This is a genomic window from Telluria sp. ZT3P25 (assembly GCF_059685895.1).
The window spans coordinates 1,145,724-1,170,682 of record NZ_JCASIJ010000001.1 but is presented as its reverse complement, the minus strand read 5'-3'; the positions used below and the strand labels follow the sequence as shown (position 1 = coordinate 1,170,682).

27 protein-coding genes and 2 tRNA genes are annotated in these 24,959 nt (G+C 64.4%); 10 read left to right on the top strand and 19 right to left on the bottom strand.

The window, feature by feature from the left end; translation table 11 throughout:
- Positions 1 to 143 precede the first annotated feature (143 nt).
- Both AC56LY_RS05235 and AC56LY_RS05230 read left to right on the top strand, forming a co-directional pair.
- Complete coding sequence (locus tag AC56LY_RS05235) at positions 144 to 2,978, top strand: bifunctional diguanylate cyclase/phosphodiesterase (protein ID WP_499577142.1); 2,835 nt, start codon at positions 144 to 146, stop codon at positions 2,976 to 2,978.
- A gap of 161 nt (positions 2,979 to 3,139) precedes the next feature.
- Entirely contained in the window at positions 3,140 to 3,355 is a 216-nt protein-coding gene (locus AC56LY_RS05230) for a hypothetical protein (RefSeq protein ID WP_482898287.1), read from the top strand.
- An 80-nt stretch (positions 3,356 to 3,435) separates the two neighbouring features.
- Here AC56LY_RS05230 and AC56LY_RS05225 read toward each other — a convergent pair whose 3' ends face one another.
- Complete coding sequence (locus AC56LY_RS05225) at positions 3,436 to 3,807, bottom strand: hypothetical protein (RefSeq protein ID WP_499577140.1); 372 nt, start codon at positions 3,805 to 3,807, stop codon at positions 3,436 to 3,438.
- A 59-nt stretch (positions 3,808 to 3,866) separates the two neighbouring features.
- Positions 3,867 to 4,004 (bottom strand): hypothetical protein, encoded by a 138-nt coding sequence (locus AC56LY_RS05220; protein ID WP_499577137.1) that lies wholly within the window; start codon positions 4,002 to 4,004, stop codon positions 3,867 to 3,869.
- A gap of 185 nt (positions 4,005 to 4,189) precedes the next feature.
- Between AC56LY_RS05220 and AC56LY_RS05215 the strand changes: the two genes are divergently transcribed.
- Entirely contained in the window at positions 4,190 to 4,399 is a 210-nt protein-coding gene (locus tag AC56LY_RS05215; RefSeq protein WP_499577134.1) for a hypothetical protein, read from the top strand.
- Between the two features lie 18 nt (positions 4,400 to 4,417).
- Here AC56LY_RS05215 and AC56LY_RS05210 read toward each other — a convergent pair whose 3' ends face one another.
- Positions 4,418 to 4,612, bottom strand: a complete 195-nt coding sequence (locus AC56LY_RS05210; RefSeq protein ID WP_499577133.1) for a hypothetical protein — start codon at positions 4,610 to 4,612, stop codon at positions 4,418 to 4,420.
- A 157-nt stretch (positions 4,613 to 4,769) separates the two neighbouring features.
- On the opposite strand from AC56LY_RS05210, the gene AC56LY_RS05205 reads away from it, so the two are divergent.
- Positions 4,770 to 5,672: an alpha/beta hydrolase gene (locus AC56LY_RS05205; RefSeq protein WP_499577130.1), complete on the top strand. Its 903-nt coding sequence runs from the start codon at positions 4,770 to 4,772 to the stop codon at positions 5,670 to 5,672.
- Positions 5,673 to 5,936: 264 nt separating this feature from the next.
- On the opposite strand, the gene AC56LY_RS05200 is transcribed toward AC56LY_RS05205, so the two are convergent.
- Positions 5,937 to 6,245, bottom strand: a complete 309-nt coding sequence (locus AC56LY_RS05200; protein ID WP_499577128.1) for a 2Fe-2S iron-sulfur cluster-binding protein — start codon at positions 6,243 to 6,245, stop codon at positions 5,937 to 5,939.
- A 114-nt stretch (positions 6,246 to 6,359) separates the two neighbouring features.
- On the opposite strand from AC56LY_RS05200, the gene AC56LY_RS05195 reads away from it, so the two are divergent.
- Both AC56LY_RS05195 and AC56LY_RS05190 read left to right on the top strand, forming a co-directional pair.
- Complete coding sequence (locus AC56LY_RS05195) at positions 6,360 to 7,391, top strand: L,D-transpeptidase family protein (RefSeq protein ID WP_499577126.1); 1,032 nt, start codon at positions 6,360 to 6,362, stop codon at positions 7,389 to 7,391.
- Between the two features lie 51 nt (positions 7,392 to 7,442).
- On the top strand, positions 7,443 to 8,135 hold the full coding sequence (locus tag AC56LY_RS05190) for a M23 family metallopeptidase (RefSeq protein WP_499577124.1): 693 nt from the start codon (positions 7,443 to 7,445) through the stop codon (positions 8,133 to 8,135).
- Here the strand turns inward: AC56LY_RS05190 and AC56LY_RS05185 are convergent.
- The 5 genes from AC56LY_RS05185 to AC56LY_RS05165 all read right to left on the bottom strand — a co-directional run bounded on the left by AC56LY_RS05185 (position 8,104) and on the right by AC56LY_RS05165 (position 13,136).
- Positions 8,104 to 9,942, bottom strand: a complete 1,839-nt coding sequence (locus tag AC56LY_RS05185; RefSeq protein WP_499577120.1) for a M4 family metallopeptidase — start codon at positions 9,940 to 9,942, stop codon at positions 8,104 to 8,106. The two genes, AC56LY_RS05190 and AC56LY_RS05185, sit on opposite strands and share 32 nt — an antisense overlap.
- Positions 9,943 to 10,036: 94 nt before the next feature.
- Positions 10,037 to 10,630, bottom strand: coding sequence for a hypothetical protein (locus AC56LY_RS05180; protein WP_499577118.1), 594 nt, complete (start codon positions 10,628 to 10,630; stop codon positions 10,037 to 10,039).
- A 43-nt stretch (positions 10,631 to 10,673) separates the two neighbouring features.
- Positions 10,674 to 11,858, bottom strand: a complete 1,185-nt coding sequence (locus tag AC56LY_RS05175; RefSeq protein WP_499577116.1) for a zinc-dependent alcohol dehydrogenase — start codon at positions 11,856 to 11,858, stop codon at positions 10,674 to 10,676.
- Positions 11,859 to 12,043: 185 nt separating this feature from the next.
- Positions 12,044 to 12,925 carry a KPN_02809 family neutral zinc metallopeptidase gene (ypfJ, locus tag AC56LY_RS05170; RefSeq protein WP_499577115.1) on the bottom strand — a complete coding sequence of 294 codons (882 nt, stop codon included), beginning with the start codon at positions 12,923 to 12,925 and terminating at the stop codon, positions 12,044 to 12,046.
- Positions 12,926 to 12,953: 28 nt separating this feature from the next.
- Complete coding sequence (locus AC56LY_RS05165; protein WP_499577113.1) at positions 12,954 to 13,136, bottom strand: hypothetical protein; 183 nt, start codon at positions 13,134 to 13,136, stop codon at positions 12,954 to 12,956.
- 164 nt (positions 13,137 to 13,300) lie between these two features.
- Between AC56LY_RS05165 and AC56LY_RS05160 the strand changes: the two genes are divergently transcribed.
- Positions 13,301 to 14,242 carry a methyltransferase gene (locus tag AC56LY_RS05160; protein WP_499577112.1) on the top strand — a complete coding sequence of 314 codons (942 nt, stop codon included), beginning with the start codon at positions 13,301 to 13,303 and terminating at the stop codon, positions 14,240 to 14,242.
- An 11-nt stretch (positions 14,243 to 14,253) separates the two neighbouring features.
- On the opposite strand, the gene AC56LY_RS05155 is transcribed toward AC56LY_RS05160, so the two are convergent.
- Together AC56LY_RS05155 and AC56LY_RS05150 are read right to left on the bottom strand one after the other, a co-directional pair.
- The gene (locus AC56LY_RS05155; protein ID WP_499577111.1) at positions 14,254 to 15,558 is read right to left on the bottom strand and encodes a cation:proton antiporter; all 1,305 of its coding nucleotides are present in this window, start codon (positions 15,556 to 15,558) and stop codon (positions 14,254 to 14,256) included.
- A 528-nt stretch (positions 15,559 to 16,086) separates the two neighbouring features.
- Positions 16,087 to 16,176: transfer RNA gene (locus tag AC56LY_RS05150), tRNA-Ser, on the bottom strand.
- A 237-nt stretch (positions 16,177 to 16,413) separates the two neighbouring features.
- Between AC56LY_RS05150 and AC56LY_RS05145 the strand changes: the two genes are divergently transcribed.
- On the top strand, positions 16,414 to 17,127 hold the full coding sequence (locus tag AC56LY_RS05145) for a hypothetical protein (protein ID WP_499577110.1): 714 nt from the start codon (positions 16,414 to 16,416) through the stop codon (positions 17,125 to 17,127).
- 11 nt (positions 17,128 to 17,138) lie between these two features.
- Complete coding sequence (locus AC56LY_RS05140) at positions 17,139 to 17,429, top strand: hypothetical protein (RefSeq protein WP_499577109.1); 291 nt, start codon at positions 17,139 to 17,141, stop codon at positions 17,427 to 17,429.
- Here AC56LY_RS05140 and AC56LY_RS05135 read toward each other — a convergent pair.
- The 4 genes from AC56LY_RS05135 to AC56LY_RS05120 are packed head-to-tail and all read right to left on the bottom strand — an operon-like array spanning position 17,426 to position 21,417.
- On the bottom strand, positions 17,426 to 17,713 hold the full coding sequence (locus tag AC56LY_RS05135; protein WP_183550915.1) for an RNA recognition motif domain-containing protein: 288 nt from the start codon (positions 17,711 to 17,713) through the stop codon (positions 17,426 to 17,428). The two genes, AC56LY_RS05140 and AC56LY_RS05135, sit on opposite strands and share 4 nt — an antisense overlap.
- Positions 17,710 to 18,924 carry an acetate/propionate family kinase gene (locus tag AC56LY_RS05130; protein ID WP_499577108.1) on the bottom strand — a complete coding sequence of 405 codons (1,215 nt, stop codon included), beginning with the start codon at positions 18,922 to 18,924 and terminating at the stop codon, positions 17,710 to 17,712. Before AC56LY_RS05130 ends, AC56LY_RS05135 begins: the two co-directional genes overlap by 4 nt.
- Complete coding sequence (locus AC56LY_RS05125; RefSeq protein ID WP_499577106.1) at positions 18,924 to 19,886, bottom strand: phosphate acetyltransferase; 963 nt, start codon at positions 19,884 to 19,886, stop codon at positions 18,924 to 18,926. Before AC56LY_RS05125 ends, AC56LY_RS05130 begins: the two co-directional genes overlap by 1 nt.
- A 25-nt stretch (positions 19,887 to 19,911) precedes the next feature.
- Complete coding sequence (locus tag AC56LY_RS05120; RefSeq protein ID WP_499577105.1) at positions 19,912 to 21,417, bottom strand: DASS family sodium-coupled anion symporter; 1,506 nt, start codon at positions 21,415 to 21,417, stop codon at positions 19,912 to 19,914.
- 176 nt (positions 21,418 to 21,593) lie between these two features.
- Here AC56LY_RS05120 and AC56LY_RS05115 point away from each other — a divergent pair, with 176 nt between their 5' ends.
- Positions 21,594 to 22,094, top strand: a complete 501-nt coding sequence (locus AC56LY_RS05115) for an arsinothricin resistance N-acetyltransferase ArsN1 family B (protein ID WP_499577104.1) — start codon at positions 21,594 to 21,596, stop codon at positions 22,092 to 22,094.
- Here the strand turns inward: AC56LY_RS05115 and AC56LY_RS05110 are convergent.
- From AC56LY_RS05110 to AC56LY_RS05095, 4 genes are all read right to left on the bottom strand, one after another.
- Positions 22,091 to 23,044, bottom strand: coding sequence for a bile acid:sodium symporter family protein (locus AC56LY_RS05110; RefSeq protein ID WP_499577103.1), 954 nt, complete (start codon positions 23,042 to 23,044; stop codon positions 22,091 to 22,093). The genes AC56LY_RS05115 and AC56LY_RS05110 overlap by 4 nt on opposite strands.
- A 104-nt stretch (positions 23,045 to 23,148) precedes the next feature.
- Positions 23,149 to 23,238, bottom strand: a tRNA-Ser gene (locus tag AC56LY_RS05105).
- Between the two features lie 112 nt (positions 23,239 to 23,350).
- Positions 23,351 to 24,646 carry a serine--tRNA ligase gene (gene serS / locus AC56LY_RS05100; RefSeq protein WP_499577101.1) on the bottom strand — a complete coding sequence of 432 codons (1,296 nt, stop codon included), beginning with the start codon at positions 24,644 to 24,646 and terminating at the stop codon, positions 23,351 to 23,353.
- Positions 24,647 to 24,765: 119 nt separating this feature from the next.
- Positions 24,766 to 24,948 carry a hypothetical protein gene (locus AC56LY_RS05095; RefSeq protein WP_183550899.1) on the bottom strand — a complete coding sequence of 61 codons (183 nt, stop codon included), beginning with the start codon at positions 24,946 to 24,948 and terminating at the stop codon, positions 24,766 to 24,768.
- Positions 24,949 to 24,959 lie beyond the last annotated feature (11 nt).

Here is a 24,959-nt window from a genome sequence, read left to right as displayed (position 1 = left end):
AGGTTGTCCTTCACAATACGATAAGTTTGCGGCGCCGGGCCCTTGTATGACACACTGGCGCGCATTAATGCCCGCCGGAAAGCATCTCCTGCCGCGCGCGCCCCTGATTGATTTGTACGAATTTGCCTGGACCTTTCGATACCATGCCGCGCCGACTGTCCCGTTCGCTGACCCTCGCGGCGTCCCTCACGCTGGGGGGCGGCCTGGCTGCCTCCTTCGGCCTGTTCATCGGTGTCAGCCACCTCGAATACGACAATATGGCGCTGTCGTTCGGCCAGCGCGCCGACGAGCGCGTGGCGGCGGTGCGCCAGGGCATGGGCCAGGCGTTCGAAGTCCTGGCCGTGACCAACCAGCTGTTTTCCAGGGGCGAGCCGGTCAGCCGCGAGCGCTTTGCCGACTTCACGTCGGCCCTGCTGGAGCGCCACCGTTTCGTGCAAGCGTTCAATTTCCATCGGGTGGTACCGGGCCATGAACGCGCCGCCATCGAGGCCGAACTGCAGCGCGTGCGGCCCGGCACGATCCTGACCGAAATGACGCCCGGCGGCCTGGTGCCGGCGCCCGTGCGCACCCGCTACCACGTCATCGAATATGTCGAACCGATGGCCGGCAACGAGGCGGCGTTCGGCCTGAACCTGTCCCACAATGGCGCCGTCATGGGCGCGCTCGAGCTGGCGCGCAGCACCGGCCAGCCGGCGGCCAGCGGCCTGTTCGCACTGGCCCAGGCGCCCACGAGCCAGACCAGCTTCGACCTGGTGCAGCCGGTGTTCGACAAGAACGGCGTCATGCGCGGTAACACCGCGGTCGTCCTGCGCGGCAAGGAACTGGTGCGCGAGTCGCTTGCGGCTGCCGGGCTGCTCGGAGGCGGCGACATCTTCGTGTCGGTGTATGCCAGCGAGCTTGCCGACCCTGCTACCTTGCTGTTCTCGAACGGCCCGACGTCGGGCGCATCGCGCCGCGAATTTGCGGGCTGGCTGCGCCCCGACCATGGCATGCACAGCACCGTGCTGCACGCGGGCGGGCGACCCTGGCGAGTGGAAGTCGCCGCGGCGCCGCGCCCATTCCTGGCCGACCATCTCGCCTCGCTGTCGTTGCTGTGCGGCGGCATTCTCGTCACCCTGATGGGCGCTGCCTTCGTGCAATCGGCCGGCGAGCGGGCGCGCAAGGTGCAGCAACTGGTGCGCCAGCGCACGTCGGAGCTGCGCCGCAGCAATCGCCAGCTGATCGACGACATGGCCGCGCGCAAACGCGCCGAAAAAGCGCTGCTGTACAGCGAGCAGCGCTTCCGCCAGCTGGTCTCGATGTCGTCCGACTGGTACTGGGAGCAAGATGCCGAACTGCGCTTCACGATGATCACCGGCGGCTTCACCGAAAAGTCGGGCGTCGCGGTCGAAGGGCTGATCGGCAAGACGCGCTGGGAATACGTGCCGGGCCTGCTCGACAGCGACAGCGGCCGCACGCACCTGGCCAGGATGCAGGCACGCGAAGCGTTCAATAACCTTGAATACCAGGTTCTCGATGACGACGGCAACGCGCGCTGGTTCTGCGTCAATGGCGAGCCGGTGTTCGACGAGGCCGGTGAGCTGACCGGCTACCGCGGCACCGGCAGTGACATCACGGAGCGCAAGCTGACCGAGCAGCGCGTCCACCACGTGGCCCAGCACGACGTGCTCACCGGTCTGCCGAACCGCTCGCTGCTGCAGGACCGCCTGAGCCAGTCGATTGCATTTGCCAGCCGCAGCGACCGGCCGGTGTGGGTCATGCTGATCGACCTGGACCGCTTCAAGTTCGTCAACGACAGCATGGGCCACAAGGCGGGCGACGTGCTGCTGGTCACCGTCGCGGCGCGCCTGCGTGCGGCGCTGCGCGATGCCGACACGGTGGCCCGCCTGTCGGGCGACGAATTCGTCGTGATCCTCAACGAGCATGCCGATGAACCGCTGTGCCCCGCTGTCGTGCAGCGGATCATGGATGCGGTGGCGCAGCCGGTCATGCTGGGCAACAAGGAATTCTTCGTCACCTGTTCGGTGGGCGTGGCCGTGTTCCCGACCGAAGGCACGCTGAGCGAGAACCTGATCGAGCACGCCGACATCGCCATGTACCGCGCCAAGAAGCTGGGGCGCAACAACTTCCAGTTCTTCACGCCGAGCATGAACGACGAGGCGATGGAACGGGTGCGCATCGAAGGCGCGCTGCGCAATGCGCTCGAGCGCAACGAATTCGTGCTGCACTACCAGCCGCAGGTCGACATGAAGACGGGCCAGATCGTCGGCATGGAAGCGCTGATCCGCTGGAACCATCCCGAATTGGGCATGGTCCCGCCGGGCCGGTTCGTCGGCGTGGCCGAAGAAACCGGGCTGATCGTGCCGATCGGCGCCTGGGTCATGCGCACTGCCTGCGCCCAGAACAAGGCCTGGCAGCTTGCCGGTTACCAGCGCCTGCGGGTCGCGGTGAACCTGTCGGCGCGCCAGTTCGGCGCAGCCGGCCTGATGGCCAGCCTGGAAGCAACGCTGGCAGAAACCGGGCTGGATGCAGCCTGCCTCGAGATCGAGCTGACCGAGAGCCTGTTCATGAGCGACGTCACGCCCGCGGTGGAACTGCTGCACCGGATGAAGGCACTTGGCATCAATCTCTCCATCGACGACTTCGGTACCGGGTATTCGAGCTTCTCGTACCTGTCGCGCTTCCCGATCGACGTGCTCAAGATCGACCGCTCGTTCGTGGCCGACATCACGCATGACGCGAATGACGCGGCCATCGTGACGTCGATCATCGCGCTGGCGCACAACCTGAAGCTGGCCGTGATCGCCGAGGGCGTTGAAACGCTGGCGCAGCTGGACTACCTGCGCAGCCACGGCTGTGACGAAATGCAGGGCTACTACTTCAGCAAACCCCTGCCCGCTGCCGACTTCGAAGCGCTACTGATCGAGGGCCGCTGCTTGCCAATGCCCACGCCTGCACCGGAAACACTGCCGGCCTGAGGCATCCACAGAGGCATCGCCAGTTGCAGACCCGCCACGCCTGTTGGCAGAAAGCCATGTCATTACATAACTGGCAAAACATTTGTATAGCTAAATAAACATTATTGGTCGTACAATCAGCGGGCCGATGGCAATCCCGACACCTGGACACGATAATGAACATGAATGACATGCCTGATATGGCCGTCAAAGCCAACACGACCACGACCCGCCACCAGCGCGTCGATGGCCGCACGTCCGATCTGGTCAATCAGGCGATCGCGTCGATCCCGACGCTGGGCCTGCAGCGCGCAGCAGAGTTTCTGGCCACGATGAACGTGCCAGCCGAAGTTGCAGTGCGGGTACTCGTGTATCCGGCCCGCCGCCGCGCACACTGAACGGGCGCGCGGCTGCACACAGGCAGCCGATACAGAAGCAAGGCAGGAAGGCGGTCGCGGGCAACGGACCGCCAGCGCGATCAGCGGCGCTCTTCGTTCAGGGCGATGTCGGCCAGCGACTCGCGGCCCTTGTCACTCAGGCCATGACCGCCACCGTCGAGTGGCACGATGTGCGACTTGCGGTTCAGGAAACGCAGCACGTCGTCGTCGAGCGCTACCTGCGGATCGGCAGCCAGTGCGCGCAAGCCCGTCACGCAGCGGCGCAGAAACAGCACTTCTTCACCCTTGTCGGTCAGCGTCAGCCGCTTGTCACGACCGTAGGACATCAGCTTGATGCCGCACAGGCGCTTCGAATTGCGCCCGACACAGGCACTGGCCATCTCTTGTTTACCGCCGCGCCGCACCATCTCGAGTGCGTCGTATTCGTCCGTCGTGAGCTTTTCGTTTTTCATTACCGCGTTTCGTTGACCAAAGGGCGCATGGTACGCGTCGCAGCGCCCCGGGGCAACCTTCAGCGCAGCGAACGCAGCACGAACCAGCCCAGGCCGACACTGGCCAGCACGCCAAGCACCAGCGCAAGCTGCACGCTACGCGAAGCCAGCAACGGGCTGCGGCCCAGATAAATCTTGTTGTACAACGTCGAACCCATGATCGTCTCCTGTTTGTATGTCACTGACATTATAGAAACCGCTTTGTTGCGGTTCAGTGACAGACAGCACAGAGCTCTTCGACGCGCACGAAAAAGCAACAGTTTTCAGCGTGGTCTGGCGCGCGACATGGCTGACGGATGGCTGTTAGGATCGTACAACATTGACAACGCTATTGGAGCACAGCATGACCGACACGACACCCCAGGTGGATCCCGAAAACAAGAGCCGCGCGATCTTCGACGAAGCCGACATCGGCAGCGGCGAACGCTCGCCCGGCCAGCACGACACCGAGCAGATGATTCGTGAGATTCCGGCGCTGCCGCCAGCGGGCGCCGACGACAAGCAGGAAGATAAAGAAGACAAACAAGACAAGCGCCAGGAACCCGGCGCCTGATTCAAGCAGATGCAGTAATCAGTGTGCCCGGATCGGTGGTTCGGGCATGCTTGGCTCTTCGACCGGTGCATTGACCGGATCGGGGACATCGTCCGGCACCGGCGGCTGTGCAGGCGGCGCCAGCGGATCGTTCGGTGCATCCGGATCGGGCGTCGTGTGTGCATGCTGGATGATCGGTTCGCGCGAGGCGTCGTTGGCATGGAATTGATTCATGGTCGCCTTTCGGTTGGTGATTGGGTCATGCCAGACTAGCATGCCCGCCTCCGCGGAGCCGTACGATTGCCTCGCCATATGCCGCCGTCACTGCGGCAGGTGCCACCCTCAGGCGACTCGGCTATAGTGATGTTTTCACCACCCTCACCGCCCCGCCATGCGCCTTCCCAGCCTGCTGCTTGCCCTCGTGCTTGGCGCCGCCACCAGCGCCCACGCCGCCCCGATGAAACTCGACGATTACCTGGCCCTGCGCGGCCCTGCCCCGACCACCAAACTGACCTACGGCCCTGCCCCGTCCCAATATGCAGAACTGTTCGTGCCGCCGGGCGCCGGGCCGTTCCCCGTCGCGGTGCTGGTGCACGGCGGCTGCTGGAACAGCAAATTCGGCGGCATCACGCAGTTTCGCAATATGGCCGGGGCACTGGCCGCACGCGGCATCGCCGTCTGGAACGTCGAATACCGGCGCATCGATGAACCCGGCGGCGGCTATCCCGGCATGTACCTCGACATGCACGCCGCGCTCGACCTGCTGGCGCAGCACGCGCCCGCGCACAAGCTCGACCTCGAACGCGTTGTTGCGGTGGGCCATTCGGCCGGTGGCCAGCTGGTGCAATGGATCGCGGGCCGCGCGCGCATTCCTGCCGGCAGCCCGCTGCACCAGGCCAACCCGCTTCCGATCAACCGCATCGTGAGCCTGGGGGGCCTGGCCGACCTGCGCCACGAAGCGGCGCTGATCAAGTCGAGCTGCGACCGCGATCTCGCCCAGCTTGCAGGTGAGCCCAGCGCCACGCGGCCGGACGTGCTGCTTGACACCAATGCTGCCGACCTGATGCCCAATGGCAGCCGCACGTGGCTGGTGACAGGGGCGCTCGACACGATTTCGCCACCGCGCGTGGCGCATGACTATGCGGCGCGGGCAAAACAATCCGGGGATATGGCTGAGGTCGTGATCTTGCCGCAGGCAAGCCATTACGATGAGGTGGCAACGAGTTCGCCGGCGTGGCCGACCGTGCTGGGGGTGATCGAGGGTGCACTGGGTCTGTCGCCCAACAAGCCCTGACCGGCGCGACGCGCGTCGCCGCGAGGCGACGCGGTCATGCAGTGTAAAGCGCAATTACATCATTACTGCTGGCGCGACTTTTCTTCTTTCTTGACCTTCTTGGCTTCCTTCTTTTCCTTCATGGTCTTGGCCGGTTCCTTCTTGGTCGTCTTCTTTGCATCCTGACTTTTGCTCATGGTGGTGCTCCATTCATGGTGATTGCTGCGGATGTCATGAGAATGTGCCGGACAGCGCGTCGGGCATCATGCAAATAGTACCACCATGCTAACGCTGCCCGATAGCGGCTTGCCGCGCCAGCGGGACGTCCAGCACCAGATCCGCGCGTGCCAGCGCCACGCAGGGCAGGATGTCGCCGTCACGCCGTTCATCGAACGATACGCCCGGCCAGTCGATCGTGTAGGCCACCTCGCCGGCGCGCAGGCGGCACAGGCAGGTGCGGCAGGTCCCGTTACGGCAAGAGCTGGGCAGTTCGATGCCAGCGGCCTCGAGCGCATGCAGCAGCGTCGTGGACACGTCAATGGCAACCGTGGCACCCAGCGGCAGTACGGTGACGGTGTAGACAGGGTTATCCATGGCGCAATTGTAGCCTTAATGAAACAGTTGACCGACTATGAGTACGCTGACGCACAGACCCGCGCCATGCAGACCACTAGTCTATAGTTTTCCAGAAGCAAACCCGGAGACCGCATGAACAAGATGACCGCCCTGACCCTGATCGCCGCCCTTGGAGGCACGCTGACGCACGCCATCGCGCAACAGCCAGCCCCACTGCCACCCGCCGCCCAACCGGCAACGACGGCCCAGAACACGACGACGTCGACGGCGGTCACCGCTGCACCCGGCGCTGTGCAGGATCCGGCAATTGCCGAGCAGGCGGAATTCGAAAAACTGCTGCGCGCGCAGGTGCTCCTGGAACGTATCTATCTGTCTCCGGGCGAACTGGACGGCGCTTACGGCTCGAACCTGCGCCAGGCCCTGACCACGTTTCAGACCTTGCGCAAGCTGCCGGTCACCGGCAAGCTCGATGACGCAACCTGGAATGCCCTCGCCGTCGACACTACCCCGACGCTGGCCGAGTACGCGCTGATCGCCGAAGACGTCGAAGGCCCGTTCAAGCCAATCCCTGACACGATGATGGAAAAGGCCAAGCTCGACAAGCTGGGCTATGCCAACGTGCTCGAAGGCCTGGGCGAAAAATTCCATGCCAGCCCGGCCCTGCTGCAACGCCTGAACCCAGGCAAGACGTTCGCCCGCGCCGGCGAGCGCATCATGGTGCCGAACGTGAGCGGCAAGGAACCGCTGGCGCAGGCGACCAAGGTCGTCGTGCGCGATGGTGCCAAGACGCTGCAACTGTTTGACGCGTCGGGCCGCCTGCTGGCGCAATATCCGGCCTCGACCGGCAGCAGCCGCGATCCGCTGCCGATTGGCACCTGGAAGATCGAGGGCGTGCACGCCAATCCGGTCTACAACTACAACCCGAAACTGTTCTGGGATGCCAAGCCGGGCGACAAGGCAACGCCGGTCAAGCCAGGTCCGAACAATCCGGTTGGCGTGATGTGGATCGACCTGTCCAAACCGCACTACGGCATCCACGGCACCCCGGTACCGGGCCACGTGGGCAAGACCGAGTCGCATGGCTGCATCCGCCTGACCAACTGGAGCGCTGCCGAAGTGGGCGCGGCCGTCTCGGCCGGGGTCGAAGTGATCCTGCAAAAATAACGATCGCCACAGGCACACACGCGGCGCCGGTGGCGCCGCACGGAGAACAAGATGAAATGGTTGATCACGTTTATCATCGGCGCCCTGGTCGGCGCCGCGATACTGTTCGTCGCGCTGCAGGACGTGCCGGAGACCCCGGCACCGGCGGTCGCGGCTGCTGCCCCTGCGGCACCTGGCATCCCGGCATCGCAGATCGATGGCCAGTTGCCGCCGGCGCCGGTGGTGATGCCGAACCTGGAAGATGCCGACCTGCCACTGCGTCCGACGCCTGACGGTACTGCGACTGCCGGCGCAGCAGCGCCAACAACGATGCCGGGCAAGCTGCTGGTGCCGGTGCAGGGCATCAAGTCGGCCCAGCTGACCGACACTTTCTACCAGCCGCGCGGCGAGCAGCGCCAGCACGAAGCGCTCGACATCATGGCCCCAACCGGCACCCCGGTGGTCGCGGTCGCTGACGGCAAGGTCGTCAAACTGTTTCAGAGCAAACCGGGCGGCCTGACCGTGTACCAGTTCGATCCGACCGAACAGTTTGCGTATTACTACGCCCATCTGGACCGCTACGCCGACGGCCTGGTTGAAGGCATGGACGTCAAGCGCGGCACGGTGATCGGGTATGTCGGCGTCACCGGCAATTCCGACCCCAATGCGCCGCACCTGCACTTCGCCCTCGTTTCTCTCACGGCCGAGAAGCAGTGGTGGAAAGGCACGCCCATCAATCCGTTTCCACTGATGAGCGATCAGTAACCGCTGCGGCTGCCAGCCCGTTCCCCGGGCCGGCAGCCGCGCCGGCAGCCAATTCATCGATGTCGGCCCCGACATTGATGGCAGCATAAGCACGCGTGACCGCGACCACTTCGCGGCTTCCCACCCCGTACAACTCCCCCGCCGCTTCGATCATCTTCGCCCGCGCATCGGCGTAGTTGGTGCTGGCCGTGAACTTGGTCGTGTTTGCACGGAACCAGATGCGAAACGCCTTGTCGATGCCGATGCCCGTCATCGCGGCTGGCTGCCGTGTCAGGTAGCTGCTCCACGCGTCGCCCGTCTTGTCGGCGTCCGAGCCCCGCGCCAGGAAATAGAACATCCGGTTGTTCGGACCACTGCTGTAGTGCACGTCCAGCCGTTTCAGACTCGTACTCCAGGCATCGCGGCTGCTGCCATCCTTGCTTGGCTTGATCATCCAGCGCAGCGGCTTGCCATCGCGGGCGATCTCGCTGCCCAGCATCCAGTCGTTGCCCAGCTCGGGCACGACGCCCCCGGTGCCGCCGGCGCGCGCATACGCCTCGACCACCTCGCCCGCGATGTCCGAACTCGACTCGTTCAGCCCGCCCGATTCGCCCTTGTAGACGAGATTGGACGTGGCGGCCGTGATGCCGTGGCCCATTTCGTGGCCAACCACGTCGATCGCCCCCAGATTGGTGAAGAACGTGCCGTCGCCGATGAACATGCAGCGGCAGGTGTCGCTGTAATACGCGTTGTCGTAGCCGCGGTTGACGTGCACGGCGATGTGGGTGGCGGTATCGTTGCCATCGAGCGCGCGCCAGCCCAGCACGTTCTGGTGCAGGTCATAGGTGTTCATCAAGCCCCACATGGCGTTGACGGCGGCGGTCTGGCCGTTGGCGCCCGTCGTGCTGGCACCTTCGACGAACTGCTTGCCGTCGCCCCAGGTGTTGGTGCTGTTGGTATACACGCGCCCGCTCGAGGTGGCGTGGTTGGCATTGGTGATGGCCATCGCGCCGAACGATCCGCCCTTGCCGCGCCGCGGATCGAGCAGCTGGTACACATTGCCGGCCAGGGTCGTGCTGAGCGGGACATTGCCGTTGTACTGGCTCAGGCCAATCCCTTCGACGGTCTGCAGCATGTTCCAGCGTTCGATGATGGCGGCCGTGCGCGCATCGACGATGGCATCGTAGTAGATCGGTTGCTCGCCGCTGCGCAGCCGCACGCGCACATGCCAGGCCAGCACGTAGCGGTCGACCGTCTCGACCACGTCAACCGCGTTCAGCTCACTATCGGGCTTGGCAACGGCGCTTGGCGCGCGTTCATCGCGCATCACGGGATAGATCACCAGTTCGGCGGTGGGAAGCTTGACGTTGACCACACTGGGCGGACTGCCCTTGAGCGCGGCGCTGACAGCGGCCTTGCGCTTGATGACGGGCGTGGTGTCGAAACCGGTGGTGGCGGGTGTCATCGCACTGCCCGCCCCACGCCCCAGCTCCAGGCGGCGGGGCGAGGCGCTTTCGGACACGATCTGCTGGCGTGCATCGAGTACGACCACCGATTCGGAACCAAAGATGCGCACGCCCTTGTACAGGTGCGCCACGCGCATCACATGCGTGCCCTGCACGCCGGGATGCTGCGCGACGACCCGGTAGCTGTGATCGGTATCGAGACCGATCGCCGGCCGGCGCGCACCGAGCTGTTCCAGCACCTGCGCCTGTGCCTTGCTGTCAAGCTTGGCAGGACCAGCCATCATCGGCGCAGCAGAAACACCAGGCGCCAGCAAGATCGTGGCAGCCAGCACGACTGCCCTGAAAAACGGTTGAGGAATCATCTCGGCTCCATCCGGTAAGCCGGGCCAGGAGGCACCGGTCATCGACCATGATGGACGTGCAAATAAACGAGTATTTGCTTGAGAACAATGTCCCCTACCTACGGCGCTTCATCAGATACACGGCCGTACCAACGACGGCGACACCCAGCGCGACTTTTTTCGCCAGACCCGCCTTGTTGTGCTGGAACTCAGCCTTGATGCCCATCTCGGCCAGCACGTTCGGTATCTTGCCACTCGCCAGATCGTGCCCGATGCCTTCGACCATGTTGACGCGATCGGCCAGCAGCAACAGCACCCAGTGGCGCACGTCATTCTCGGTCAGCTTGAACGCCTGGCGCCGGATCAACCCGGACAGCCCGGATGGCGGCTGCACCGTGCCGAACAACGGCGTGCGGCCCGGACGCTCGGTGGAAACCAGCACCTCGACGTGTTCTTCCTGCGGCGCAGCATCGCGATCCGGTACGTTGATGAAACGCGGCGGGGTGCGTTCCATGGGCACGCCGGGCCGGTCCTTGCGATCCAGATCGGCGCCCCAGCCCTGGATGTGCGCCAGTTGCGCGCGGGTGGGCCGGCGCGGCGCGATCGCGCCGTGAACGTGGCCGACGTGGCCATCGTTGTCGTGTTCGCCCGGTGCGTGCTGGCCGTCGTGCTGGTCGTTGGCGCTCACGATGTCGTTACGTGTCTGCATGATGTGTCCTCGTAGTGATCTGCATTAGTGATCGGCAAGTCGGTTACGCTGCGGTGCTGGCCTTGACGGCCCGTACTTCGTTCGCACGCGGCGGAATCAGGATCGTCTTGATGCAGTTGTCGAGCTTGCTCGAGAAGATGTGATACGCATCAGATACTTCTTCGAGCGGCACGCGGTGCGTGATGATCGCTTTGGGATCGATGCGGCCGGCGCGGATGTGCTCGATCAGTCGCGGCAGATGGCGGCGCACGCTGGCCTGGTTCATGCGCAGCGTCAGGCCCTTGTTCAGCGCATTGCCGATCGGGACCGCGTTGAAGGTGGGCCCGTACACGCCGACGATCGACACATTGCCCCCCTTGCGCACCGAGTTGATGCACCAGTGCAGCACGGTCGCAGCACCGGCCTGCATCATCGTGTAGACACCCGTGATCGTCTGCATCGTGTTGCCCGCCGCTTCGCAGCCAACCGCATCGATGCAGACGTCGGCGCCCATCCAGTCGGTCATCTTCTTGATGTGCAGCGCCATGTCGCGCACTTCCTTGAAGTTGACCACTTCACACTGCGCATAGTTCTTGACGAATTCGAGGCGGTATTCGATCTCGTCGACGACGATCACGCGCCCGGCACCCATCAGCCAGGCTGATTTGGCAGCAAAGATGCCGACCGGGCCTGCACCGAACACGACGACCGTATCGCCTTCCTTGATGTCGCCCATTTCGGCGGCCTGGTAACCGGTCGGCAGCGCGTCGGTCAGCAGCACGGCGTCGTCATCGTGGATGTCGTCCGGGATGATCATCGGGCCGACGTCGGCCATCGGCACGCGCACGTACTCGGCCTGGCCGCCGTCGTAGCCGCCCGCCGTGTGCGAGTAGCCGTAGATCGCGCCCACGGCGGTCGATTGTGAATTTGTGTTGTGGCAATTGCCGTACAGCTCGTGCTGGCAAAAGAAGCAGGAGCCGCAAAAGACGTTGAACGGCACCAGCACCTTGTCGCCCACCTTGAGCTTGTGGACGTCGGAACCGATTTCTTCGACGATGCCGATGAATTCGTGGCCGAAGGTGTGGCCCACGCGGGTATCGGGCACCAGACCATGGTACAGGTGCAGGTCGGAACCGCAGATGCAGGCGCGGGTGACGCGCACGATGGCGTCACCAGGGTGTTCAATGACGGGCTCCGGCTTCTGGTCGGCGCGGACTCGGTATGGCCCGCGGTAGTTCATGGCAAGCATAAGCACTCCTTGGCAAGTTCAGTGAGGTTATGTCGGCGCGCTCTAAGTAGCGTGCTGATCTAACACTAACTTATGTCAAGTTACCAAGAATTGCCATATGCGCACGGTAACAAACATGCATTTTTACGCGCTTACGCCGAATTAACATCCGCCTTTATACCCGACAGGAAACTTTCTCATGCCTTTTATAGATTTTTGGCATCAAAAGTATTGCACGAAGTCACTTCTCCACTTTCCAGGCCGCGCTCGAACCAGCGGACGCGCTGCGCTGAAGTGCCGTGTGTGAACGAGTCCGGCACCACCACGCCGCGCGACTGCTTCTGCAGCGCATCGTCACCAATGGCGCTGGCAGCGTTTAATGCCGATTCGACGTCGCCCTGCTCCAGGATCTTGGCACGCTGATCCGTGCGCTTGGCCCAGACACCGGCGAAGCAATCGGCTTGCAGCTCGAGCTTGACCGACAGGATATTGCCCTGCTTTTCGGATGCGTTCTGCTGGGCTGCATGCACTTTGTCGGAAATCCCGAGCAGATTCTGGACATGGTGGCCGACCTCATGTGCGATCACATAGGCCTGGGCGAATTCACCGCCGGCATTGAAACGTTGCTGCATCGTGCGGAAAAAGTCGAGGTCGATGTAGACCGACGCATCGGCCGGGCAATAGAACGGCCCGGTTGCGCTTTGGCCAACACCGCACGAGGTGCTCGTGCGACCGTCGAACAGCACGAGTTTTGCCGGCTGATACTGCGCATTCTGTTCGGTGAAGATCTGGGTCCAGGCGTCTTCGGTGTAACGCAGCGTGACCTTCACGAACTGGCTTTCGCGGTCGTCGGCCGGCGCCGCACGCGGCTGTGACGATTGCTGGACTTGGGGCGCGCCGCCGCCCGACAACAGGCTCAGGATCGTGGCGGGCGAGACGCCAAGAAAATAGGACCCGACCAGTGCGATGACGATGGTGCCGATGCCGATCGAGCGCCCGCCAATTCCGAAGCCGCCACTACCTCCCCTGCCACTGTCACCCCGACGGTCTTCGACATTGTTGCTTTCCGGATCACCTTCCCAACGCATACGTTCTCCCTTTGCTCGAGTATCTGATTTAGCGGCTGTTGCGCTTGAGGTTCGAGGTATCGGCGCGCTCGCGCGCATCCTTGCCACGCAGGTCGTCAGCAGGCGCCAGGCCCGCACGCTGCTCGTCGTTCAACGCGCGCTCGCGGCGTTCGCGGGCGATTTCGCGGTCCATGCGACCGCGCGGGACGTCGTCCATGTCAAAGCTTTTCATGTTGTCGGTTCTCTCTCGTGTCGTTGTCGTTTGACTATGTTGGTGAGTATGGTCGGTCGCCATCATCCGGTATGTTCGAATAATCACATATTGCATCAAATTCCATCGGCATACGGCGCGGTTGGAGCGCGCCAATCCTGCCAATTTCGTGCGATGCTTGCGCCATGACACCTTTCCAAGCCAACGCCCTGCTCACCCTCGGCACGACCCTGCGCCAGGCCGGTTACCGCTTCATGACCGTCACCCCATCGACACACCGGCGCATCAACGGCCGGCCGGGCAACGAACAGGCACGCGACCTGCGCGATGTGTTCGGCTGGAGCCGGCCGTTCGCCGCCGCAATACTACCGCCCGGCATGCTCGAATTGATGGCGGCGGCCGGCGTTCTGGCTGGCGAAGGCGACGCGCTGCGCTCGACCGTGCGTGCCTCGACGCTGGACGACCTGCTGTTGTTTCATTCTGCCTTCCCCACGCAGGCCGACGATGCCGTGTTTTTCGGGCCGGACACCTACCGTTTCATCGGCGCGATGCAGCGCGCGTTCGTGGCGGACGGCGCCGCACCGGCGCCCCGGCGTGCTGTCGATGTCGGCTGCGGCGGCGGCGCCGGCGCGCTGACAATCGCGCGTGCGTTCCCGGCGGCCGACGTAATCGGCGCGGATGTCAACACGAGCGCGCTGGCGCTGGCCCGGGTGAATGCCCGGTTGAACGGTGTGACCACGTTCACGGCCTGCGAAAGCGATGTGTTTGCCGGTGTTGAGGGTGAGGTCGACCTGATCGTCTCGAATCCACCGTTCGTCGTCGATCCGGATGAGCGCCGCTACCGCCACGGCGGCGGCGAACGTGGCGCCGAGCTGTCGCGCCGCATCGTCGAAGAAGGCCTGGCGCGCTTGCGCCCAGGCGGGCGGCTGCTGCTGTACACCGGCGTTGCGCTTTCGGGGGACAATGACCACTTCCTGGACAGCATCCGCGCGCGGCTCGATGCAGAATGCGCATCGTGGTCGTATGAAGAACTCGACCCCGACATCTTCGGCGGACAACTTGGCGAGGCCGGCTACGAAGAGGTCGAGCGGATTGCCGCAGTATGGCTGCAGGCGCGCAAACGCTAAAGCCAGTACGATCAGCCCGGATTGTTCCTGCGCCGGCGCCAGAAGCGGTCCATAATCGGTTTGACGCTCAGGCCGTGGGCCAGGATCGACAGCATAATCACGGCAATCGTGATCTGGCTGAGCTGGCTTGCCAGGCCGGACGGCAAGTTGTGGTTGATCGCATACATCAGGTAATACAGCGAGCCAATGCCCCGCACGCCGAACCAGGCAATCATCGACGTCACGCGCGGCGAGCGGCCACAGCCCAGCAGCCCCAGGTAGACGCTCAGCGGGCGCGCGACCACGAACAGGAACAGCGCCGTCAACACCGTCTGCCAGGTCCAGGTCTGGATTGCCAGCATGCCGCCCAATAGCAGCACCAGCGTCAGCTCGGACAGGCGCTCGATGTGCTCCTTGAACACGAGCGACTCGGAACTGACCGACAGCGGCGCCTGGGCCTCGGCTGAGGGGCTGGCAGGTGGCTCGTCCGGCACCAGCAAACCCTGGCGATCCTTGTGCGCGCCCGACGCCGTCAGCTCGGTATGGCGCAGCGCCACGCCTGCGGCAAACACGGCCAGGAAGCCCCACGCCATGCACATCACCGTCACCGCATACACGACAGCAATGAGCCCCAGGCCGACCAGATCGTCCAGCACCTCGTGCTTGGGTTCGCGCCCGCGCAGCATCCAGCCCAGGCGCCCGACGGCGTAGCCGCCAAGGGCGCCGATCAGGATCGCCCCGAACGTGGCCCAGATGACTTCCACCGCGAACCAGCGCAGGCCGAATTCGCCAAGTTCATGCACGCCCAGCAAGCCAAGGCCCAGCATCACGAACGGAAACGCGGAGCCGTCGTTCATGCCCGCTTCACAGGTCAGCGTGAAGCGCAGTTCATCGCGGTCGTCGGGATGCCGGACCTGGACGTCCGTGGCCAGCACCGGATCGGTCGGCGCCAGAATGGCGCCCAGCAGGATACCGGCCCCGAGCGGCAGCCCCAGAACGTAGTACGCAAACGCGGCCACGAGCGCGACGCTGATGGTCATCGACACCCACGCGAGCCGCAGCGCCGGCACCCAGCGTGGCCAGCGGATCGGCACCGGCATCTTGACGCCTGCCGAAAACAGCGAGACCAGCACGGCGATTTCGGTGAGCGTTTCCAGCAGATGGGATTGGCCGATCGGATCGAACGAAAAGACATGAAAGCCCGCCGGCCCGAGGACGAGTCCGACGCCCAGATAGATGATCGCGGACGTGACGGGCAGGCGCGCCAATGTGGACGCCGCGAGGCCGCGCGCCAGCATCAGCATGCCGATCAGGAAAAACCAATGAGTTGTCGACATGAGATAGCCAGCAGATTGAATCGGGCGATTGTACGGACATTGTCTGTACAGGCCCGTTGTGTAGCCGGCAGGAATTATCGCGCCCGATTGTGGGCTGGAAACGAACAGCGGGGGTCAGGTCTGACATTCGGACACGAACTCGACAGTCGGGTCGTCGGAACAGCCGGGGTCACAGCCGGGGTCAGGTCTGACATTCGGACACGAACTCGACAGTCGGGTCGTCGGAACTCGCTGGCACCGGGCCATGCCGGTACTGGTCAACACACGACTGGAAGTGGATAAGGACGAGGCCGTGTCCGAATGTCAGACCTGACCCCGGCTGGGCGCTACGAATGAAAAAAGCCACCTTGCGGTGGCTTTTTTTTGCTACTTGGCGGAGAGGGTGGGATTCTCCTACATGCCGCAGGCCGCGCCATCGCGAATACGCGATGGCCTTCTCATCCCACACGCGGGGCGCGCAGGCGCCCCGCTCCTCTGACACGCCGCGGAATGAAAAAAGCCACCTTGCGGTGGCTTTTTTTTGCTACTTGGCGGAGAGGGTGGGATTCGAACCCACGGTACGCTCGCGCGTACGCCTGATTTCGAGTCAGGTACATTCGACCACTCTGCCACCTCTCCAGATTCGGTCGTCTCGCATCGCTGCGAGAGGCCGCATTATACCGGCTGCCTGGCGAACCTTGCAAGTAATGCGCCGCAACTTTTTTGCGAGCAGCATCGAGATACTTCCGTCACTGCCGCGCGGTGTATTCCTGCCAGCGACGTTTACACGGCATTGACAGACATGCCCGCCTCTTTTGCCCCGTTTTTACGGCCGCATCGCTACGCTGGATACATCAATCCAACCAGGAGGCCTGCATGATCATCGCCATCGTCAATCAGCACGACAACCCCGAGCGCACGGTCATCGCGCGCAATCTGGCGGTGTTGCGTGCGCGTGCGGGGCGGCGCGTGTGTCTGATGACCACTGCCGGGAATGGCGACAGCGACTGGTCCGGGGAACGCAACCAGGCCGGGTTGCAGCCGTGGATCGAGACGCACCAGGTGGGCAGCCGCGCGGTCAAGATGCGCCTGGCGGCGCTGCGCCCCCTGTTCGACGACATCCTGATCGACGCCGGCACGCGCGACACCGACGGTTGCCGCTGCGTGCTGGCGGAGAGCCGGCTGGTGGTGGTGCCGGTGCGCGGTGGTGCGCTCGATCTCGACCTGCAATACCACCTGCTGGCGCGCCTGAATGGCGCACGCGCGTTCAACCCCGCCATGCGGGTGCTGTTTGTCGCCGTCAGTGGCCCGGCTGAACGTGACGCCAGCGAGCGCGCCGCCGTGCTGGCGCAGGTGGCGCGCGTGCACGATGCCACACTGGCCGAAACGGTCCTGCATGCACCGGCCGCGTTCGACTACGGACCCGGTCGCTGCGTGTCGGACACTACCACGTGCGACCCCGATGCGGCCGCCGAGATGCGCGCGCTGTACGAGGAGGTGTATCCGGCGGCAGCGCCGATGGCCTTCGCGGTGCAGGCGCAGATGGGTCGCCAGGAATGTTTCACACGCCGGATGTCACGGCAATCGTAGGAGAAATCACGATGAAACACGTTACTCTTCACAGCCCCGCCCTGCGGCGCCAGCCGCCCACCGATCACACGATGCTTGTCTGGCTGCAGGTCGATACCGCATCGGCCACGAGTTTGCGTCAGGCGGTGATCCGGGCGGGCCTGGACGCGGTGCGTTTTCTTCGCATCGACGCCTGCCCGAGCGGGCGCAACGTACGGGCATTGCTGTGCATCGAGCGCGAGGCTGCACCGGCATTGCAGGCGCAGCTGTTGCAGCGCCTGCCCGGCTGCCAGTGGCATGCCGCGCCGCGGCGCCACGCTTAGGCGATATCGAGGCGCTCGTGCGGCGCGAACTCGTGATAGATGTCGGGCTGGTGCGTCGGGATGTACACGCTCAGGCGCTTGCCGCGATGGAAGACGCCGCGCAGGCTGTTGCAGGCCGCCCAGGCATGCTCGTACGAATCCGCGATGTGCAGCACGGCCCAGGGACTGTCAGGCGAACCTTCGCGGATCATGTCCACCTGCGTGATGTGAAAGTACGGGGTGAAGCTCTCGATGATGGCGCTTTCGCTGGCATCGGCGTGCAAGCCGGACAGGATGACTTTCATGGGTGTTCTCCAGATTCAGGCAGTGGTGGATCGAGCAGTTCATACGTATGGCGCGCGATCATCAGTTCTTCATTGGCGGGCACCAGCCAGACCGCGACCCGGCTCGATGCCAGGCTGATGCGGGCGGGGCCGGCCGGCGGTGCCGCGTTGGCGGCCGGGTCGAGCTCGACCCCGAGCCAGGCCGCATCACGGCATACCGCGGCACGCAGCCGCGCGCTGTTCTCGCCGATCCCGCCCGAGAACACCAGCGCATCCAGTCCGCCCAGGCTGGCGGCCAGCGAACCCAGTTCGCGGCCGATCCGGTACACCAGCAGGTCGATCGCCAGTTGCGCGCGCGGCTCACTGCTCGCTTCCAGCACGCGCATGTCGGACGACACGCCGGACACGCCCAGCAAGCCCGATTCGTTGTACATCATGCGCTGCACACTCTCTACCGTCATGCCCAGTTCTTCGATCAGGTAGATGACCACACCCGGGTCGAGCGCGCCGCAGCGCGTGCCCATCGGCAGGCCGTCGACCGCCGTGAAACCCATCGTGCTGGCCATGCTGCGCCCGCCCTGCATCGCGCACATGCTGGCGCCGTTGCCCAGATGCGCGGCGACCACGCGCGCGCCGGCCAGCGCCGGATCGCACAGCGGCAGCGTGGCCGCGATGTATTCGTAGGACAGCCCGTGAAAGCCGTAGCGGCGGATGCCCAGGTCGGTGATCGCCTGCGGCAGCGCGAACGCCTGCGCCAGCGCCGGCTGCGCCGTATGGAACGCGGTGTCGAAGCAGCCAACCTGCAGCAGTCCGGGGCGCAGCGCCATCAAGGCACGCACCGGCGCCAGATTGTGCGGCAGGTGCAGCGGCGCGAGCGGAATCAGACCGGTCAGCCGGTCGAGCACGGCATCGTCCAGCCGCACCGGTCCGCTGAACTCGACGCCGCCGTGCACGATGCGGTGACCGACCGCGCACACGCGGTAGCCATCCAGGTGGCCCTCGGCGAAATCGATCAGGTATTCCATGCCGGCCTGATGGTCGAGCGGCGTCGTCCAGGCATGTTCACCGACCGTGTGACTGGCGGCGTCGCGGGCGATGAAACGCGCGGCGCCCCGATACAGCCCGTCGATCTTGCCCGTGAAGAGCGGCGCCAGATCGGGCAGCGCATGCAGCGAAAACTTGATGCTCGACGAGCCGGCATTGATGACCGCGATGCAGTCCTGCGTCGCCATCAGCGCCCCACCACGTTGGCGCTTGCGGTGACGCTGGCCAGCTGATGCCGCGCCAGCAACACGGCGACGGCGCACGACGCCAGGCGCGCGGCGACCGAATCGGCGCGGCTGGTCAGGATCAACGGCACGCGCGCGCCGAGGACGATGCCGGCGGCCGCCGCCCCGGCCATGAAGGTCAGGCTCTTGGCCAGCATATTGCCCGCTTCCAGATCGGGCGCAACGAGCACGTTGGCGCGCCCGGCCACGGGCGAATCGAGCCCCTTGACGGCGGCGGCCTGCGGGTCGATCGCATTGTCCATCGCCAGCGGGCCATCGAGGATCGCACCGGTGATCTGGCCGCGATCGGCCATCTTGCACAGCGCCGCCGCATCGATCGTCGACGGCATCTTGTCGCTGACGGTTTCCACCGCCGCCAGAATCGCCACGCGCACGCCCTCGAAGCGCAGCACGTGCGCCAGGTCGATCGCGTTCTGCACGATGTCGCGCTTTTCGGCCAGCGTCGGGATGATGTTGATGGCGGCGTCGGTGATGATGAGCGGCTCGCTGCGTCCCGGCACGTCCATCACGAAGCAGTGGCTCAGGCGCCGCGCCGTGCGCAGACCGGTCGTGGCGGCCACCACGGCGCCCATCAGTTCATCGGTGTGCAGGCTGCCTTTCATCAGCGCGGCGGCCTGCCCTTCGCGCACCAGTTCGACGGCGCGCGCGGCCGAGGCATGGCTGTGCGCCGTGTCGATCAGGCGCAGCGCGCCGATGTCCAGGCCAGCCGCATCGGCCGCGGCGTGGATGCGCGCCGCCGGTCCGACCAGCAGCGGCGTGATCAGGCCGACGCGGGCCGCGTCGAGCGCCGCTTCGAGTGCGAAGCGGTCGCATGGGTGCGCCACCGCCACGGTCACCGGCCCGTTGGCGCGGCCCGCGTCGATCAGACGGTCATAGTACGGATGTGCGGTCACAACTGCTGTCATCAATCTCTCCTTGAACGTGGGCACATCACCAGTACCCGAGCAACTTCCACCACAGGCCGCCGACGACGGCAAACACCGCCAGCTCGAACAGGCACATGATGAGGCCGACCTTCCACCACAGGCCCATGGTGACATACCCGCTGCCGAAGATGATCGGCGAGGTGCCGGTGGCATAGTGGGTCAGCGTCATCATGATGCCGGAAGCCGCGGTCATCATCAGCAGGAACAGCACCAGGTACTGGCCAGGCACCAGCGCGGCGCCGACCGACAGAAACGCGAACATCATCGCGCTGATGTGGGCTGTGGTGCTGGCAAACAGGTAGTGCGACAGCACGAAGGCCAGCACCAGCACACTGGCTGCGGCGCCCCACCCCATGCCGCTGGCGACGATGGCGTCGCGCATGCCGTTCGAGGCCCAGCCAATGACGCCCATCTTGTTGAGCTGCTCGGCCAGCATGACGAGCGCGCCGAACCAGATCAGCGTATCCCACGCGCTTTTCTCGGACAGGATATCGTCCCAGTCGAGCGTGCCGGTGATGATCAGGACGAACAGGCCGACAAAGGCGACAACGGTCGGATCGAGCGTAAACGCGCTGCCAAAGAGCATGGCCGGCATGTTCGCCCACAGCACCAGCAGCAGGCCGAAGGTGCCGAGCATCACGCGCTCGCTGGCCGACAACGGCCCCATACGCGCGAGTTCACCCCGCGCGAAGCCGATCGCATCGGGCGTCTGTTTGAGCTCTGGCGGCGCCAGCAGGTAGACGATCAGGGGCATCAGGAACAGGCACACGAGGCCCGGCAGCACCATGCACAGCGCCCATGTGGTCCAGCTCAGCTGAAACGTCTGGCCACTGGCGCGCGCGACGAAATCGACCACCAGCGGATTGGGCGCGGTGGCGGTGACGAACATCGTCGAGGTGATCGGATTGGCGTGGTAGTTGACCAGCGCCAGGTAGGTGCCCACCTTGCCCTCGGTGCCCTTGGCCGGATCGGAATCGAACGATGCGGCAATCGACTTCATGATCGGGTGAACAATCCCGCCGCCGCGCGCCGTGTTACTTGGCGTGAACGGCGCCAGCACCAGTTCGCACACGGCCAGCCCGTAGCCGATGCCGATCGTGCGCTTGCCCAGCAGCGCGATGAAGTTCAGCCCGATTCGGTTGCCCAGGCCCGTCTTTTTCAGGCCGCGCGAGATCAGCACGGCAACGACGATCAGCCAGATCAGCGGACTCGAAAAGCTGCCCAGCGCGTCGGCCATCGCGCCCTTCGATGAGCCGGACGTCACCTGCGACAGCGCCACGATCACGATCGCCATCAGCGCCATGACGCCGATGGGCATGACTTTCAGGATGATGGCAACGATGGTAGTGAGGAAAATCGCCACCAGCGTCCAGGCGCTGGATGTCAGGCCCGCCGGATGCGGAATGGCCAGCAACGTGAGCAGTACGGCAGTAGTAACCAGTGCAGGGATCAGGCGAAATGGTACTGCCTGATTGAAATAACGAAATGCAGCCTGCAAGCGCAACAGCATGAACTTCCTTCTACTTAACCGACCAGCCAGCGAAAATATTGACTACTGGTCTGGATAGTAACAGGAATATATTGCACCGCATCAATCATCGAGCGGTTTGGTCGGGTATTCGCGCAGGTTGTGGCCTGGGCCCAGCTCGTCTTATGATGCGTCTTTACATGGCCTTGTAGACGACAATGACCGCTATCCGCACCGCATGTCCGCTCGACGCCGCCCGCATCTGCGCGATCTACAACCACTACGTCGACGGCACAACCATCTCGTTCGAGGAAGCGCCGGTCACCGCCGCCGACATGGCCGCGCGCATTGCGGACGTGATCGACGGCGGCCTGCCCTGGCTGGTGCTGACGGACGGCGACGCCATCATCGGCTACGCCTATGCCACCAAGTGGCGCGCCCGGCACGCCTATCGCCACGCGGTCGAGAGCACGATCTATCTCGACGTCGAGCTGGCCGGCCAGGGCCATGGCATGCGCCTGTATGCCAGCTTGCTGGACGAGTTGCGCACGCGCGGGCTGCACACGGTCATTGCCGGCATCGCGCAGCCGAACGCGCGCAGTGTCCGGCTGCACGAACGCCTGGGCTTCGCCAAGGTCGCGCACTTTTCAGAAGTGGGCTTCAAGCTCGGGATGTGGCTCGACGTCGGCTACTGGCAGATGCGCCTGGCGCCAGGCTAGACGGGTTCCGCAGGCTCTACCGGCCGCCGCGCGTAGCGGCCCGCAATCACCGCGCAGACGATCAGCTGGATCTGATGGAACAGCATCAGCGGCAGCACCACCATGCTGATGCTTGCGGCGGGAATCAGCACGTGGGCCAGCGGGATGCCGGTGGCCAGGCTTTTCTTGGACCCGCAAAAGACGATGGTGATTTCGTCGGCTTTCGAAAAGCCGAAGCGGCGCGCCAGCCACGTTACCACCAGCATGACGACCGCCAGCAGGAGGATGCAGACCACGACCAGGTTGGCCAGCATCGCAGGCGGCACGCGTGACCACAACCCTTCCACCACCGCTGCGCTGAACGCGGAAAACACCACCAGCAGGATCGAACCCTGGTCGACGCCCCTGACCAGGCTCTTGTGGCGATCGACCCAGCCACCGATCCAGCGCCGCGCAATCTGGCCCGCAACGAATGGCAGCAACAGCTGGTAGACGATCATCAGGACCGAATCGAGCGATGCGCCCGCGCCGGACGAGGCCGGCATCGCCACATTCACCAGTAATGGCGTGAGGACGATACCGAGCAGGCTCGATACCGAGGCGCTGCAGACTGCTGCCGGCACATTGCCGCGCGCCGCAGCCGTGAACGCGATCGACGACTGCACGGTCGAGGGAAGCAGGCACAGGAACAGGATGCCGAGATACAGCTCGGGCGTGAGCAGCAGCAGGATGCCGGGCTTGAATAGCAGCGCCAGCACGGGGAACAGCGCGAACGTGCACAGCAGCACCAGCAGGTGCAGACGCCAGTGGGTCGCACCTGCGATGATCGCGGCGCGCGACAGCTTGGCACCGTGCAAAAAGAACAGCACGCCGATCATCACCATCGTGACGACCTTCAGCACGGCAGCGACGTCGCCCTGCGCCGGGAAGACGCTGGCGGCAGCCACGACGGCCAGCAGCATCAGGGTCATTCGGTCCGGCAGAAATCGGGAAGGAATTCGAAATGGCATGCGGCGGTCCTGGCAGCGTTCGGGAATGAAAAAAGCCACCTTGCGGTGGCTTGTTCCATGCTACTTGGCGGAGAGGGTGGGATTCGAACCCACGGTACGCTCGCGCGTACGCCTGATTTCGAGTCAGGTACATTCGACCACTCTGCCACCTCTCCTGATTCGGTCGATTCTTGCTGTGAGCTGCAAGAGACCGCCATTATAGCGGATTGATCGAGAAATGGAAGGGAGAAAATGCGCGGTGACTTATTTCTCCTTCCCTCACCCGTTTCAATCTGCTGGCGTCAAGCGTTCCAGGCCACCCATGTACGGGCGCAGCACTTCGGGAACGAGCACGCTGCCGTCGGCCTGCTGGTAATTCTCGAGCACCGCCACCAGCGTGCGGCCCACGGCCAGACCCGAGCCATTGAGCGTGTGCACAAGCTCGGGCTTGTTCTGGGCATTGCGGAAACGGGCCTGCATGCGGCGCGCCTGGAAGGCTTCGCAGTTCGACAGCGACGAAATCTCGCGGTAGGTGTTCTGCGCCGGCAGCCAGACTTCGATATCAAAGGTTTTGGCGGCCGAGAAGCCCATGTCGCCCGTGCACAGCAGCATCACGCGGTATGGCAGGCCGAGCGAGGTCAGGATGAATTCGGCATGGCCGACCATCTCGTCGAGCACGGCGTATGACTGCTCCGGATGCACCACCTGGACCAGCTCGACTTTGTCGAACTGGTGCTGGCGGATCATGCCGCGCGTGTCGCGGCCATAGCTGCCCGCTTCGGAGCGGAAGCATGGCGTGTGCGCCGTCATCTTCAGCGGCAGCGCATCCAGCGCCAGGATCTCGTCGCGCACGACGTTGGTCAGCGACACTTCGGAAGTCGGGATCAGGTAAAAGGTCTCGCCCTCGCCTTCGACGCCGCCCTTTTTCACCGAAAACAGGTCGGCTTCGAATTTCGGCAACTGGCCGGTGCCGCGCAGCGAATCGGCGTTGACCATGTACGGGGTGTAGCACTCGGTGTAGCCGTGGCGTTCGGTGTGCGTGTCGAGCATGAACTGCGCCAGCGCGCGGTGCAGGCGCGCCATGCCGCCCTTCATCATCGAGAAGCGCGAGCCGGTGATCTTGGTGGCGGTTTCGAAGTCCAGGCCCAGGCGCTCGCCGATGTCGACGTGGTCGCGCACGGCGAAGTCGAATGCCGGCACGTCGCCCACTTTGCGCACTTCGACGTTACCGCTTTCGTCCAGGCCCTGCGGGGCGCTGTCGTGCGGCAGATTCGGCACGGCCGCCATGAACTGGGCCATGCTCTCCTGCACCTTCGCCAGCGCCGCTTCATTGGCCTTGAGCTCGTCGGCCAGGCCCGCCACTTCCGCCATCACGGCCGTCGTGTCTTCGCCTTTGCCCTTGAGCATGCCGATCTGCTTAGACAGCGCATTGCGCTTGCCCTGCAGTTCTTCGGTGCGCGTCTGGATGGCCTTGCGTTCGGCCTCCAGTGCACTGAAGGCGGACACATCGAGCTGGTACTTGCGGGTCGCCAGGCGGGCGGCAGCGGTGTCGATGTCTTTGCGGAGAAGTTGGATGTCAATCATGTCGGGTTGGACCAGGCTGTGTGTATCGAAACCACAATTGTACCAAGCCGACTGGCATTCCTTGCGAGATTTGGCAGTGACGCTGCCGGGCCCTCGCCTGCCCACCGGTCGGCGGCGAGTTACAGCGTGGCGGCCAGGCGCGGCGCACTCACGACGACGGTCTGGATGCTGGCCATGTCGAGTGCTGGTGCGGTCGATGCAGCGATCGTGATCGGACGTTCGCTGGCGGTGACGTAGCTGCCAACCAGGCCCAGTGCAACAACGGCCAGGAACAGGGCTTCGAAGTTTTTACGGATGTTCATGATGGCTCCTC